Source organism: Acaryochloris marina S15 (genome assembly GCF_018336915.1).
GTDB classification, from domain to species: Bacteria; Cyanobacteriota; Cyanobacteriia; order Thermosynechococcales; family Thermosynechococcaceae; genus Acaryochloris; species Acaryochloris marina_A.
Genome location: NZ_CP064923.1, coordinates 4001384 through 4014791 on the forward strand (window position 1 = coordinate 4001384; position 13408 = coordinate 4014791).

Sequence of the window (13408 nt, forward strand, 5' to 3'; positions counted from 1 at the left end):
ACCTGTCAATGTTGATTTCTGCTTGGGCATCTCAACTGTGAACACAGCATCTTCCACAAAACAAGATATCCTTCAGCATTTGCTCAAGCAGGGTCAGGCCAATACCCATGAGTTATCTGAGCAATTACAGGTCACGCCTCAAGCCATTCGCCGCCATCTCAAGGATCTAGAAACAGAAGGGTTGATTCTGTTTGAAAGCGTCCAATCTGGTACAGGCCGCCCTCAGCATGTCTATCAACTGAGCCGAGCGGGGCGAGATCGCTTCCCGGATCATCACGATACCTTTGCGATCGATTTACTCGATACCCTCTCTGAAACCGTGGGTCAGGAGCAAATGCGGGTTATTCTCCGCAAGCAATGGGAACGCAAAGCCCTTGAATACCAGCAAAAATTAGGCCGGGGCACCTTGGCAGAACGGGTTGCCAAACTCGTCAAACTCCGGGAAGCAGAAGGCTTTATGGCCGAATATTATCCAATGCCCGAAGATGCCGACCCCATAACAGCAACGCGGTTTATCCTCACAGAATATAATTGTGCGATTTCTCAAGTGGCAGAGACTTTTCCCAGCGTTTGTGACAATGAGCTGGAAATGTTTGCCATTGCTCTGAAGGACTGCCAGGTCGAACGGACCCACTGGCTCGTCAATGGCGAACATCGCTGTGGATACTTGATTAAGGCAGATTAGGTCAATCTTGTGGATCTTGTCCTATTTTGCTAATCCAATACTAAAGTCCAATACAAAGAATGAAGGTCAGCGTTAGCTGGGCTGCGATAGAAACTGGCAAGCAAACACAAAACATCCCATCGCTGCTCTGATGCACCCGATGGTTATCCGCCGTCTGGGGAGTAAGGTGGTGCATCGGGAATCAGGCGTTTTCCAAAGCTAAAGACAGGATCACGGGAAAATCCGATAGATTCGTAGAACGAGATTGCCTCTTCGTTATCGTCGCGAATCTGGAGACTGATCTTCGGACATCCTTTGTGAAGCAACCTGCGCTCAGCTTCTAGCATCAGCTCGCGTCCAATACCGGAACGCTGGTGATCTGGATCGACAGCGAGGTAATTTATCCAGCCCCGGTGACCATCGTAGCCAACCATCACAGAACCGATAATTGCAGAAGCATCGACAGCTACGATCAACCAATCAGGCTGACCATCCAGCTTACGTTTAATGTCGAGGATCGGGTTATTCCATGGTCGTGTCAAGCGGCACTTGTTCCAGAGGCGAATGACGTCGTGTTGGTCAGTCGGCTTGAAATTTCGAATAAGCATAGGTTTTGGTCAGGTGAACATTCCGGATAGTCGAGTGAGAAGAGTTGACTACGTTTACAATAAACACGTGTTTGAGCACTCTGCATTTATCCGGTTGTTATCCAGCGTTGTCTTGGAGTACCAGTTAGCCGCCTAATACAAACACGCGCACAATGACCGAGCCATCGGGTGTGTACCTTTCACCTTCGAGATCGGCAATTAGTCCCGCCGGATTCTGGATCAATTGTGACGGATCATAAATGACACACCAAAGGCGTTCACAATCGGAATGACGTCTGTAATGTTCGATGTCAATTATAAGCTCATCACCAACCCTGCCAGCATGAGCTTTGTCACGAACGCGTTTCGTTTCGATAACCAATCTATAAGCTGGCAATAGAAAGTCCATTCGAGTGCTAGAACCGCCGTAGCTGGGTGTGAATTCTTCTGGGCGAATGTCAGCAACCCAAGGCCGCATAAGTGAATGCAGCAAGTCTTGGATGTCATACTCCGAATTGAATGTTAGTGATTGAGCGTTTATTCGGCGATGAGAGAGTGGGTACATTGCGCGTGGTAGCCCGCGAACCAAGACTTGCAGCGTTTCTTCAACCGTAGAAGATGTGTTGATTGCTGGAACTTGTGTTCCTGATGTTTCGGATGGAGGTATTTCACCAACAGGTAAAACACGACCGCCTCGGTAGTAGCGAAAACCGTTCTCTTCAAGCACAGTAACTATTCGCTCTCGCTTCGCTCGCCAAGTATCAAGCTCCTCAGATTCTTTGGGTTGTAAATCCATGAATTCCGAGAGCAGGTTTCCAAATATTTTTAGGGCATCAACCTCTGGGTCGTTTGCCATACGAACCAGCCACGTCTTCCACTTAGCATGATGTGCGCCTTCTGGTGGATCGCCCGGCGCGCCAACGGCTTTGAATAGCGCATCCAGCGTCGCATGAGAGCCGGCGTTCTCAAATACTTCGGCAACGACAGCGCAGACGGCGGTTGAGATATGAACTGACGGCATGGATTATTCGTTTAGGTCAGATGGATAACTACTAATCATACGGATAGCAGATGATAAATCCGGTTCTTGGAGGATTAGCTTTAGGCTTGCAGGAAATTGCTTTCTTTCTTCTCTCAGCTTATACCTGTAAGCTAAAGCATTAACCTTCTTTAACCCCGTCTACTACATCACCAAAAGTAGCCAAGAATAAATCTTGCATTTATTGCACCTAAAATTTGTTTTCACACCTACAAGTTTCCATACCTAAACAATGGCAGAACTTCCCCAGTCCTTGAGTGGCCTGCTCACCCTCGAAGAAAATACCCAAATCGACCAAACGCTCCTCCCCACACGAGAGCGGTTTTCGATTCGACTGACGGTTTACTGCTGGCGATACTTGCAACAACTCAGCGAAAAACTGCAAACTCCCATTGAATCCCTACAGTCTGAACAAATCCATGAGTGGGTGTCTAAAGATACGCAGCTGCAAGACGGTCAACATGTGGATGCCGACTTTATGGATTGGTTTAGTCATCTGGTGACCTCATCCCTGAAGCCCTTGGGTGCGATCGCAAAACATTACCAAGTCTCGATCCATGAATTGGCTCTAGAAGATATCACCCAGTGGTACCAACAGTCCTATTCAACCTAGATAAACGCCACTGTCGTTGACCATTCCAAATATCACCTCAGACAAGTGATAGTCCCTAGTCGCAGATAGCTCCGCCCAGTTCACACTCGGCAGATGGGCGCAAAGCAACTGAAAACTTGCTTACTGATTCGTCACGCTATCCAGTAATGTGATGGCGGCACTTTTTGCTTCAGCGGCGGCTTGGGGACGGTCTTGCATCATGGCAATCACGATGGCACCTTGGACCAGCAGCAACAACTGTCGGGCGACCGGTTCGGCAGGTTCTAGTCCCTCAGCTTCAACTAAATCAAAGATATATTGATAGACCGAGAGTTGATGGTCTAAAGCCGCTTGGCAACCGGGATGATGGGGATTGGCTAATTCAACCGTGGCATTGATAAATGCACAGCCCCGGAAATCAGGGCTTTCAAACCATTCTTGCAAGACATCAAACACGATCAGGAGTCGCTGCTTGGGGTCAGCACTTCGTTCTTCAACGCGAGTAACAAACCTGTCTCGCCACTGCTGATCTCGCTGACGCAAAAACGCTTCGATTAAGGCATCTTTGGACTTGAAATGGTTATAGAGAGACATCTTTGCCACTCCGGACTCAGCAATAATCCGGTCGATGCCAACATTTTGAATGCCCTCACGGTAAAACAGTTCGCAGGCCGTCTCTAGAATACGGTCACGAACAGGTTTCCGAGGGGGCTTGGTAGTGGGCATAGACAAAGAAGAAGGGGTAATCGGCTTCAGCTTATCATCTGGTTAAGAGCCAGACGTTTAACTATCCCTATTGGTGGGTAATCATTTTCCGGTTTTTTCCGCCAGGTAGAGGTGGATCATGGTCGACACCTCGCGAGGTGATCCATGGAGACGGATCGAGTGGCATCGCGGTTCAGGCTACTAGACGGTCTTTGGCCAGCTTCCTGTTTTTTGCAGAAAGGGAGAATACTCTTGAAAGTCAGCCTGAAAGGGTAAGGCAGATTTCAGTAAAAAGCCAGCTTCCAGTTTAATTTGAATCAGTCGCTCTGCGCCTGCAAAAGACTGCAGATCGTCACCATCCCAAATCACGTCGGCCTTGCCAGTCAAGGTCAGTAAATCTCTCGTTTGAAAGTTGGGAAATAGGAGTCCGACCCGTGGATCGAGAATTAGGTTACCGATAGTATTGAAGGCTAAATTGCCCGCAAAGTCTGGGAAAGTCAGGGTCTTGGCATCATCTACCCGGATAAACCCAGGCTTACCGCCTCGATGGGAGACATCAACGCCATGGGCCAGGTTAGACGTGCTGTCAGCATAGCGCGTGGCAATAAAGAAGGTATCAGCCGATTCAACGAAAGCTTGAAGATCTGAATCCAAGGCGTCAACGGCAGTTAATGCAGCTGGGTTCGCTTGTTCAGGTATAAACTGCACGTCGCGGGTCTGGATGTATTGGGGACAGTTACCAAAGGTTTGTTTCACCTCCACCACAAATCCTGCCGGGGTGATCTGTTGAATCACCCCATTCATCCGATTGCGTCGTCGGGTGGGTAGTTCTATCCCTAATAACCCCACATCAGCGCCGATGTTTAGGTTTTGTTGAAGTGGATCTCCCGCGATGGGTTGAGCTTGAATGCTCAGGGTTTGCGGATCTGGGGAGGAGATAAAACCGGGTTGTCCAGCCACAATCGAAGCCCAAGGACGCCCCACCTGATCAACGCTACCCACAAGCAGGAAGGGGAGCTGCGGATAAAAGGTTCGATGCTGTTCTGGTAGGAAGTCGCGGATGATCCGGCGTCCTTGTTTTTCCATGCGATCGCGAATCCCATACCGTTCTTGAACCGCCTGTTCTCCCGCATGAAAGGGAGATGTTTCTCTTGTCCAACCTGACATAGGAATGACCTCTTCAATTCACTCTAAAAATCCATTAACCCGCCGCAATCAATTCCATCCGAATGCCGCCGGGGATGTAGCACATCATATGGTGCAGGGGCGAACCGCCTAGGGACTCGGGGGCAAACTCAATTTCAACGCCAGGGGTTTGAGTCAGAGTTTGATGCAATTCCTTTAACTCGGTCAGGCTTTCCATCTTGAGGGCAAAGTGATGTAAGCCAATCACATTTTTGCGATCAAAAGGGGTGGCTTGTTCTGGATTCACGGCTTGCCACAGAGTAATCATAATCGTGCCATCGGAAACAAATACAGCAGGGTAATCCGGTTTTTCACCGACTTGCTTGAATCCAAGAGTGTCAATAAAGAATGCCCGAGTCTGTTGGAGGTCGGGAACTGTTAATCCAATATGATGAGCGCCTTGAGTGACTGCGGAGTTAGTCATGGTGGATTCCTTAATAGTAATTAGAGGTATGTGTTTAGAAGATGGAAACTAATTTTTTTAGTTATCTTAACTATACAGACAGGTCTGTATATTATCAACTCAATCAATAAGATTTTTATGGTAAATTCTTTGCTAGGGCGTTTTAGCAAATATTAAAGGCTAGAAAAGAAAGGCCGTTTTTCTATAGATATCTGGAGAACGAACCAGTTGTTGCCAAGGAGTTTAACAGTACATTTCCTGCACTATCGATTCGGTTGCCCGTTATCAAAAACTGCTAAACATCAGTATTCGGTGAAAATCATTCAACAAGGTGGGGCATAGGAATACTGACCATGGCACAAGACAAGCCATATCAAGAGGCTGAACGCAAAATCGCAGAAGCACTTCGGACTGGAGCAACCACACTCAATCTGGAATGTAGTTGGTTCGCTAATGACTCAGAGAAACTCACCGAGTTGCCGGAGTCGATGGGCCAGCTCTCACAGTTGCAGGAGTTGAACCTCTCCAGCAACCAGCTGACAACGCTGCCGGAGTCGATGGGCCAGCTCTCACAGTTGCAGGAGTTGAAACTCTCCAGCAACCAGCTGACAACGCTGCCGGAGTGGTTGGGCCAGCTCTCACAGTTGCAGGTGCTGTACCTCGACAGCAACCAGCTGACAACGCTGCCGGAGTGGTTGGGCCAGCTCTCACAGTTGCAGGTGCTGTACCTCGACAGCAACCAGCTGACAACGCTGCCGGAGTGGTTGGGCCAGCTCTCACAGTTGCAGGTGCTGTACCTCGACAGCAACCAGCTGACAACGCTGCCGGAGTGGTTGGGCCAGCTCTCACAGTTGCAGGTGCTGTACCTCGACAGCAACCAGCTGACAACGCTGCCGGAGTGGTTGGGCCAGCTCTCACAGTTGCAGGAGCTGTACCTCTCCAGCAACCAGCTGACAACGCTGCCGGAGTCGATGGGCCAGCTCTCACAGTTGCAGGAGTTGAACCTCTCCAGCAACCAGCTGACAACGCTGCCGGAGTGGTTGGGCCAGCTCTCACAGTTGCAGGTGCTGTACCTCGACAGCAACCAGCTGACAACGCTGCCGGAGTCGATGGGCCAGCTCTCACAGTTACAGGTGCTGTACCTTGAAAATAACCAACTGACAACGCTGCCAGTGTCACTGAAGCACTTGGAACAACTTTTAGGATTGGACTTGCGAGGGAATGCTGACCTCAGCATTCCGAGCGAGATTGCAGAACAATGGGAAGATTCTGCGCAAGAAATCCTCAACTACTACTTCTCTACACAGGGTGATCGCGGCTCTGCCCTCCGCGAATTAAAACTCCTAATCGTCGGGCGGGGCGGGGCGGGAAAGACCAGTTTGGTCAAACGCCTCAATCGACAGCCCCTCGATCTGGCGGAAAGCGAGACCCATGGAATCAACATCAGTCCATTGGAATTAGCCTGTCATGACGGGCCAGTAACAGCTCGGGTATGGGACTTTGGCGGCCAGCATGTGCTGCATGCCATGCACGAGTTCTTTCTCACAGCCCGCAGTCTATATCTATTGGTGCTCGGCGAACGCGAAGACATGGCCGAACGCGATGCTGCTTACTGGCTACAGCTTATCCGTAGCTATGCCGGGAAAGCTCCGGTTGTTATTGCTGTGAACAAAAATAAGGGTCGGTCCCGCGAGATGGACCGGGAATCGTTAGAACACAACTACGGCCCAATTCTGGCCTGGGTTTCCACCGAATGCTCAGAGGGGTTTGACGATACGGTCGAAAACTTGCGCACAGCGTTAACCGAAGCGGCCAACGGCATGCAAGAGGTCCGTGATCGATTCCCCGCTAAATGGTGGACGATCAAAGAAAGGTTGGAAAGCATGAGAGAGCCGTACCTCAATTTTACCGAGTATCAGCAACTTTGCAACGAACTGGGCGAGCAGGATCTCCAACAGCAGGAAACGTTGGCTGCATGGCTGAACGATCTGGGTATCGCCATCAACTATGTCGAGGATGAGCGTCTCCACAACACCACGGTATTGCGTCCCGACTGGCTGGCCAACGGCATCTATGCCTTGCTGCGTGCCAATGATGCCCATCACGAACAGCCATTTGCGCCGAATGCCGAACTAACGGCCAATCAGCTCGGCCCCATCTACGAGGGTTCTCATCAGTTGCAGATGCTCAACGCAGCCGATTATCCCCAGGAGAAGTGGCCCTTTCTGCTGCAACTGATGAACCTGTTCCAGCTCGCATTCCCAGTCGACGAGACTGGTCAGACGTTACTGGTCCCTACGTTACTGTCACTCGAACCACCCCCGAACTGCGAGGAGCCAGATGCCGAAGACCGCACACGACTGCGCTACGAATTCGCGGTAGTGCCGGGACCACTCTTGCCAAAGTTGTTAGTCCGAACATTCTCCCTAATCGACGGTGAACGCCGCTGGCGACGTGGGGCCATCCTCCAATACGGCGAAGCCCATGCCCGAGTCTGGACCACTCAAGATGAACGCTGGATTCGCATTACAGCTGTGGGCGATAGGGAGGATCGCAACGAATTACTCACGATGATCCGCGTCACGTTGCAGGAACTCTTTGCCGAATATAAAGACCTGCATGCCGTTGAACAGTGGGAAGACGAGGGAGATTGGATTCCCCGCCGTAGACTAGAGCGCGAAGGTAAGTTACCGATAGAAGATGACCAAGAGGAGGTGGACTAATGCGCCAGCTCAATCTCCTTGGTCCTGGTCCAGTTAAGTTGTTCGTCAGCTATTCTCATATAAACGCGGCATGGTTCCAAAAGCTCCGCCCGCTGCTAAAGTTCCGAAATCCATCGGCTAACATCGCTCATGTTTGGCACGATCAGGAACTGCGAGCCGGCGACCGTTGGCATGATGAAATTCAAACGGCACTGGAGCGGATGGATGTGTTTGTCTGTTTGGTGAGCTACGAGTTCTTGGATTCGGATTACATCATGGATATTGAACTGAAGCATGCACTGGCTCAAGAGCAAAAAGGTAAGGTGGTGATCGTGCCAATTCTGCTCTACGACATGAACTTGAAGGATGACTGTCCAGAATTGAATGCGTTTAACCCATTACCCGCCTGGAATAAATGCTGGCGAAACTATGAAAAAGACGGCGGACACTACCAAGATGCACACCAACCGATCCGTAAAGGCCTGCAAGATGCAATCAATAAAGTAAAGGCAAAGCATTGATATGCTGCATCGTATCCCTTAGATCCTCGACTTAATAGAAGACATATCTCACACTTTAGTTGACGCGAATGCAAGACTTACCTGCTATTGCTTAGGCTTTAAAGCCAATAAAAACTCACTGGTCAACGTGGATGAATCCGTTTGGACATTCACCATGCCAATCCCTTTAATTGAGTTCAGAATTGCCTTCACCTCTGGCGTATTAAACTCACTCTTCGCCACGTCAGGATAACTAAACAATAGGCGATTCGCCTCTTCCATATTGACGTAGAAATAACCTGTGTCACGGGGTAAAGATTGCGTCACAGATTGGAAATTATCGCTCTTATCCAGGGTCTTTTGAGGGCGATTTGCCATGACTTGAGTAATGGGTTGGCCCACGGTGATAAACATAGTGTTGTCATCCAACCACCCCCGCCCAATGATGTTCTTTCCCACGGATGGGATATGCCAATGGGTGACCTTAACCTTGCCAATTTTGCTGTTGGTAATCTCTATTTTATTTTGCTTGGCAAAGGTATCCAGCTTCGCGAATGTGGCGGTAGCTTTTTTGCGATCGCATGTTCTATCTCCTAATTTGACTACCTTCATGATTTTCGAGAAATAAGTAAGCAATGCATATAATGTAGGTACATCTCTACATTGGGTGAATCAAGTGAATACCTTTTCTAGTCGTGAGTTTAATCAAGATGTGGGTAAGGCTAAACGGGCAGCGGAGGATGGACCTGTCTTTATCACGGATCGGGGGGCACTGGCCCATGTGTTATTGACGGTAGAGCAGTATTACAGGCTTGTTCAATCTGCTGACTCTGTCGCCGATTTATTGGCGATGCCTGATGCTGCTGAGGTTGAGTTTGAGTCTGCGCGAGATAAAAATATGACGTTAAGACAAGTGGATCTGGCTTAATGTTTTTGCTCGATACGAATGTTGTATCGGAACTGCGGAAGGTGGGTTCAAAGAATGCTCATCCCCAGGTGGAACTGTGGGCCAGGAAGACGCCGGGGGAGCAATCCTATATTTCAGTCATCTCGATCTTTGAGATTGAACGGGGAGTGCTGCTGACGGAACGGCGTGATGCTAAGCAGGGGGCGCTACTCCGACAGTGGTTTAATGATCATGTGCTAGATAACTATGCAGAGCGTATCTTGCCCATTCATTCCCAAGTCGCGCTGCGTTGCGCGAGGCTCCATGTCCCGGATCCGATGCCTGCTTACGATGCGCTGATTGCGGCTACGGCACTGGTGCATGGTTTGACGCTGGTAACTCGAAATGTCAGTGACTTTGAACGGACTGGGGTGGAGATTATTAATCCTTGGGAGTTTGGTCGTGGGTAGAGCCATTCGGCTTGGCATAGGTATCCAGCTTGGCAAACGTGGCGGTCAATTGCTTTCATTAATTCATTTATCAAGATGTGAGTTAACCTTAGTCGCAAGCATCTAGCGACATATTGGAAATCTCTAGAGCGTGTCTGGGATTATACGTCTCTCTTTAATCACCTTCTCGATGTAGAACGTCTCTCAAATCATTACAATTCAGACAATCAACTTAATTCTTCTCAATCGTCGATATGCCTGTAGCTATAAAATTCATTGAGGTCAAACATCTCATACTCAACCATTTTTTTAGTCAAGCAGTTCTTCGAAGACGTAACTCATAACCTCACCATCTTCTTCAATAATTTCATCAAAACTAATACCATCATTCAGCTCAATATCTATTGCGCTTAAATTCTCGACTTTTACTTGATCCATTTCATAAATATAGAGCTTAGAATAGTCAATTACACTTTGACTTAAGTCAACCTCTCTGAGCTTTAGCCTCCAACACAAAAGCCTTTTAAGCTGGGTAAATCTAAGACTGGATCTAGAGATTAAAGCTTCTGTAAAGCTTGATTCACTTAAGTTAGCATGATCAAATATCGTCTCCTTGAAATGAACTTGATTGAAATTTGATCCTCTCAAGTCAGCATCAGTAAAATCACACTTAGAGATGTCAGTTTTATAGAATCTTGAATTCTGCAACATCGAACCACGAAAATCTACTCCTCTAATATCTGATTTAACAATTTCCGAATTATTTAGAATGGCACCATTTAGATCTACATTCTGAATTAGTAGCCTGCTCAATACTAGCCCTTCAAGAAATTCGCCACTAAAGTCTCTATGCCCATCAGCATATCTTTCTATAAATTCATTGCTGTCCATAGCCGTGAAATCTATTGAGTCTTATCCTACAAGGCATATCTCAGATTCTTTAGTGCCATTAGAAGCAAAAATTGATTTTTCTGGTTATTGCTTAGGCTTTAAGGCCAACAAAAACTCACTGGTCAAGGTGGATGAATCCGTTTGGGCATTCGCCATACCAATCCCTTGGATCGAGTTAAGAATAGCTTTCACCTCTGGCGTATTAAACTCACTGTTGTTCGCCACCTCTGGATAACTAAACAGCAGACGATTTACTTCTTCCATATTGATGTAGAAGTAACCTGAGTCTTGGGGTAAAGATTCTGTCACAGATTGGAAATTATCGCTCTTATCAAGAGTCTTTTCGGGTCGATTCGCCATGACTTGAGTAATGGGTTGACCAAAGGTCACAAACACCGTGTTGTCATCCAACCACCCCCGCCCAATGATGTTCTTTCCCACGGATGGGATTTGCCAATGGGTGACCTTAACCTTGCCAATTTTGCTGTTGGTAATCTCTATTTTATTTTGCTTGGCAAAGGTATCCAGCTTCGCGAATGTGGCGGTAGCTTTTTTGCGATCGCTCGTATCAAACACCAGCGCTCCCCCAAAGCCAACGGGTTCGAGAATGCCTTCCTTACTGGGAATTAGGGCAAAACCCACCTCACCATCCATCCAGCTAAAAATGTCTCGCTCCAAATCCAGTCGAGTGGTTTGACGCACATAAATGCGCATCGCATCGATGGCAGAGGCAAATTCAGGAATACCCGAGAACTGGTCTACAAAAAGCGGCCACTGTTTCTTGATATTTCCCCCATTAGCAGACAGCCACGTGTTGGCAGGGAAGCGAGAGATGATCTTGCCGGGAATTGGGTCAAATTGTCCTTTCCAAAGCTGTGGATCGACTTGAGTTACACTTCTGAAGCGAATCCCCTGATCGTCAATTCCCATGCCCATGGAAACTGATTTCACCTTCTTGAGCTGATCTTTAAGTTCTGGTGGTATCTCAGGCGTATCTGCTTCATCCAAAATATCCAGTTGCTCAATGACTTCGGCATAGTCCAGAAGATGGAACTGGGTCACTGAATTTTCTAATTTTAGGGACTGAAAGGCTTTAGCCGACTCTCCAGTCGTCCCTAAAGAAGGAGCCCCTTTCGATGCATCAATGGCTTTTTTGACCGTAGCGACTTGATCCGATGCCGCCAGGTGGTTCTCCAGAATAGCGACATATCCGGGTTTGTCTGATTTATCAGCCCCTATTTTGACAATCTCCACCCCTTTATACTGCTTGGTTTCTTGGATTTTTAAGCCATCCTCTTTTTTCACCTTGTTATAGAAATCTGAGGCCGCGAGTTTGTCCTTGATGCCAATCACCACCATAAATCCAGGTGTCCCGCCTGACTTCTCTGCTGGCAAAAATGCCATCATGGCTTTCCCCAGCCAGGGTTTAAGGTCTTTACTATAGCTCAAATTATCGGCTCTCTGGGAATTAGCGTGGTAGCCGCTAGATATAGTGTTTAGGTCAAGGCAAAAGTCTGATACCCATTGAGGTCAAGCGAAATCCTTTGGAAGAGCCTTTCAATATCGAAAATACCGTAGCATCGTCTTTTTAGGACCTTAACTCGGTTGTTAAATCCTTCGACAAAGCCACTGGTCCATCCCTCCAGAAAATAGTTGGTCATCTCATCCATCCAATTGTTGACAGTGGTCAGGAAACTCTCAAAATCCTTGATGTCACTTTTGAGGACTCGTTTACACCAAGCCCGGATGGCACATTTAGCTCCGTTTTTGGTGTACCTACCCTCAAATATCTGTGTCAATTCCTCTCGGAGTTTGTAGGCCTGCTTCATCTCAGGAGAATAAGCAAACACTCGCTCAAGCAACTGTTGTTCTGACTCCTGGAGATTCTCAGGCCGTTTTCGAAAGGCCCACATCGCACCTTTGATACTGTCATAATCTTGCTTAGAGAGTTCTTGGCGTAGACGTTTGACCTCCCGTTTACGAACTGTATCGGCGCAATTACGATAGGCTTTGGCCACATGAAAGCGGTCAATGACAACTTTTGTTTGAGGGAGTTGTTCACGGACTGCACTGACAAATCCTTGATACATATCAGTACAAACCCGCTCAATGGTTTGGCGTAAATGAAGGGGAATCGATTGAAGGAAATTTGCAACGGTCTGTTGTTTACGGTCAGCCAGAACTGCCAATATGTCGACTCCGCCTGTGGTAGGAATCGTGATCAAAACTACAAAATCACGGTGGCCTCTTTTCAGAGAAATCTCGTCAATCCCGATGACTTTGAGGTCTAAATATTCGCTCCAGTCAACTGGACAGGCAATCCAGCGATCAATAATGCCACTGACGACACCTTCACTAACGCCTAGTTTTCTAGCAACATCTGAGACCGTTGAGTTGATCAGGATACGCAGAAGCCAATGCTCATAAGCTTTTGTATTGGGACTACGAGGTTCATGCCATTCTAAGCGTTGAGTTGTTGTGGGATGGTCATCGCAATACCCGCATCGATAGCGCTTGGGCCGAATTTCTAAATACACTGGTACTTCGAACAATGGCAAGTGACGAATTCGAAGAGCCTGATCATGGCAATGAAGGTCAGTAATCTCATGTCCACATTTGTGGCAGGTTGTTCCTTGCAGAGTACTCTCAATTTTGATCAGCCAATCCCCTCGTTCCGTCTTCGATAGCTCTAGAACTTGAACATCGGGAAGGTTGAGGGGAATGCGAATTGAGTTATCCATGACACTCTCGTTCTGAAGTACCTCCTCAGATCATTCCATAGGGATGACTAAGGAATAAACACTA

General features: G+C 48.0%; 15 protein-coding genes. 6 read left to right on the plus strand and 9 right to left on the minus strand.

Features of this window, described 5'->3' with window-relative positions:
* The first annotated feature begins 37 nt into the window (after positions 1 to 37).
* Positions 38 to 685 (plus strand): iron-sulfur cluster biosynthesis transcriptional regulator SufR, encoded by a 648-nt coding sequence (gene sufR / locus I1H34_RS18340; RefSeq protein ID WP_212662432.1) that lies wholly within the window; start codon positions 38 to 40, stop codon positions 683 to 685.
* Positions 686 to 828: 143 nt separating this feature from the next.
* Here the strand turns inward: sufR and I1H34_RS18345 are convergent, their stop codons facing one another.
* Together I1H34_RS18345 and I1H34_RS18350 are read right to left on the minus strand one after the other, a co-directional pair.
* Positions 829 to 1272 carry a GNAT family acetyltransferase gene (locus tag I1H34_RS18345; protein WP_212662433.1) on the minus strand — a complete coding sequence of 148 codons (444 nt, stop codon included), beginning with the start codon at positions 1270 to 1272 and terminating at the stop codon, positions 829 to 831.
* Between the two features lie 124 nt (positions 1273 to 1396).
* Positions 1397 to 2272 carry a PD-(D/E)XK nuclease domain-containing protein gene (locus tag I1H34_RS18350; RefSeq protein ID WP_212662434.1) on the minus strand — a complete coding sequence of 292 codons (876 nt, stop codon included), beginning with the start codon at positions 2270 to 2272 and terminating at the stop codon, positions 1397 to 1399.
* Positions 2273 to 2522: 250 nt separating this feature from the next.
* Here I1H34_RS18350 and I1H34_RS18355 point away from each other — a divergent pair, with 250 nt between their 5' ends.
* Positions 2523 to 2903, plus strand: coding sequence for a hypothetical protein (locus tag I1H34_RS18355; RefSeq protein ID WP_212662435.1), 381 nt, complete (start codon positions 2523 to 2525; stop codon positions 2901 to 2903).
* Positions 2904 to 3023: 120 nt separating this feature from the next.
* On the opposite strand, the gene I1H34_RS18360 is transcribed toward I1H34_RS18355, so the two are convergent.
* The 3 genes from I1H34_RS18360 to I1H34_RS18370 all read right to left on the minus strand — a co-directional run bounded on the left by I1H34_RS18360 (position 3024) and on the right by I1H34_RS18370 (position 5196).
* Positions 3024 to 3608, minus strand: coding sequence for a TetR/AcrR family transcriptional regulator (locus tag I1H34_RS18360; protein ID WP_212662436.1), 585 nt, complete (start codon positions 3606 to 3608; stop codon positions 3024 to 3026).
* Between the two features lie 180 nt (positions 3609 to 3788).
* Entirely contained in the window at positions 3789 to 4754 is a 966-nt protein-coding gene (locus tag I1H34_RS18365) for a pyridoxamine 5'-phosphate oxidase family protein (protein ID WP_212662437.1), read from the minus strand.
* Between the two features lie 34 nt (positions 4755 to 4788).
* Positions 4789 to 5196, minus strand: a complete 408-nt coding sequence (locus tag I1H34_RS18370) for a VOC family protein (RefSeq protein WP_212662438.1) — start codon at positions 5194 to 5196, stop codon at positions 4789 to 4791.
* A 332-nt stretch (positions 5197 to 5528) separates the two neighbouring features.
* Between I1H34_RS18370 and I1H34_RS18375 the strand changes: the two genes are divergently transcribed.
* Both I1H34_RS18375 and I1H34_RS18380 read left to right on the plus strand, forming a co-directional pair.
* A complete protein-coding gene (locus tag I1H34_RS18375) occupies positions 5529 to 7898 on the plus strand; it encodes a leucine-rich repeat domain-containing protein (protein ID WP_212662439.1) in 2370 nt (789 codons plus the stop codon).
* Positions 7898 to 8398 carry a toll/interleukin-1 receptor domain-containing protein gene (locus I1H34_RS18380; protein ID WP_212662440.1) on the plus strand — a complete coding sequence of 167 codons (501 nt, stop codon included), beginning with the start codon at positions 7898 to 7900 and terminating at the stop codon, positions 8396 to 8398. The genes I1H34_RS18375 and I1H34_RS18380 overlap by 1 nt, the downstream gene beginning before the upstream one ends.
* Positions 8399 to 8482: 84 nt before the next feature.
* Here the strand turns inward: I1H34_RS18380 and I1H34_RS18385 are convergent, their stop codons facing one another.
* Positions 8483 to 8989 (minus strand): DUF3352 domain-containing protein, encoded by a 507-nt coding sequence (locus tag I1H34_RS18385; protein ID WP_249369378.1) that lies wholly within the window; start codon positions 8987 to 8989, stop codon positions 8483 to 8485.
* Between the two features lie 64 nt (positions 8990 to 9053).
* Here I1H34_RS18385 and I1H34_RS18390 point away from each other — a divergent pair, with 64 nt between their 5' ends.
* Together I1H34_RS18390 and I1H34_RS18395 are read left to right on the plus strand one after the other, a co-directional pair.
* Positions 9054 to 9305 carry a type II toxin-antitoxin system Phd/YefM family antitoxin gene (locus tag I1H34_RS18390; protein ID WP_212662441.1) on the plus strand — a complete coding sequence of 84 codons (252 nt, stop codon included), beginning with the start codon at positions 9054 to 9056 and terminating at the stop codon, positions 9303 to 9305.
* A complete protein-coding gene (locus I1H34_RS18395; RefSeq protein WP_212662442.1) occupies positions 9305 to 9733 on the plus strand; it encodes a type II toxin-antitoxin system VapC family toxin in 429 nt (142 codons plus the stop codon). The genes I1H34_RS18390 and I1H34_RS18395 overlap by 1 nt, the downstream gene beginning before the upstream one ends.
* Positions 9734 to 10021: 288 nt before the next feature.
* On the opposite strand, the gene I1H34_RS18400 is transcribed toward I1H34_RS18395, so the two are convergent.
* From I1H34_RS18400 to I1H34_RS18410, 3 genes are all read right to left on the minus strand, one after another.
* The gene (locus I1H34_RS18400) at positions 10022 to 10603 is read right to left on the minus strand and encodes a pentapeptide repeat-containing protein (RefSeq protein WP_212662443.1); all 582 of its coding nucleotides are present in this window, start codon (positions 10601 to 10603) and stop codon (positions 10022 to 10024) included.
* An 84-nt stretch (positions 10604 to 10687) separates the two neighbouring features.
* On the minus strand, positions 10688 to 12010 hold the full coding sequence (locus tag I1H34_RS18405; RefSeq protein WP_249369380.1) for a DUF3352 domain-containing protein: 1323 nt from the start codon (positions 12008 to 12010) through the stop codon (positions 10688 to 10690).
* A gap of 89 nt (positions 12011 to 12099) precedes the next feature.
* The gene (locus tag I1H34_RS18410) at positions 12100 to 13344 is read right to left on the minus strand and encodes an ISL3 family transposase (RefSeq protein WP_212662444.1); all 1245 of its coding nucleotides are present in this window, start codon (positions 13342 to 13344) and stop codon (positions 12100 to 12102) included.
* Between the last annotated feature and the right edge of the window lie 64 nt (positions 13345 to 13408).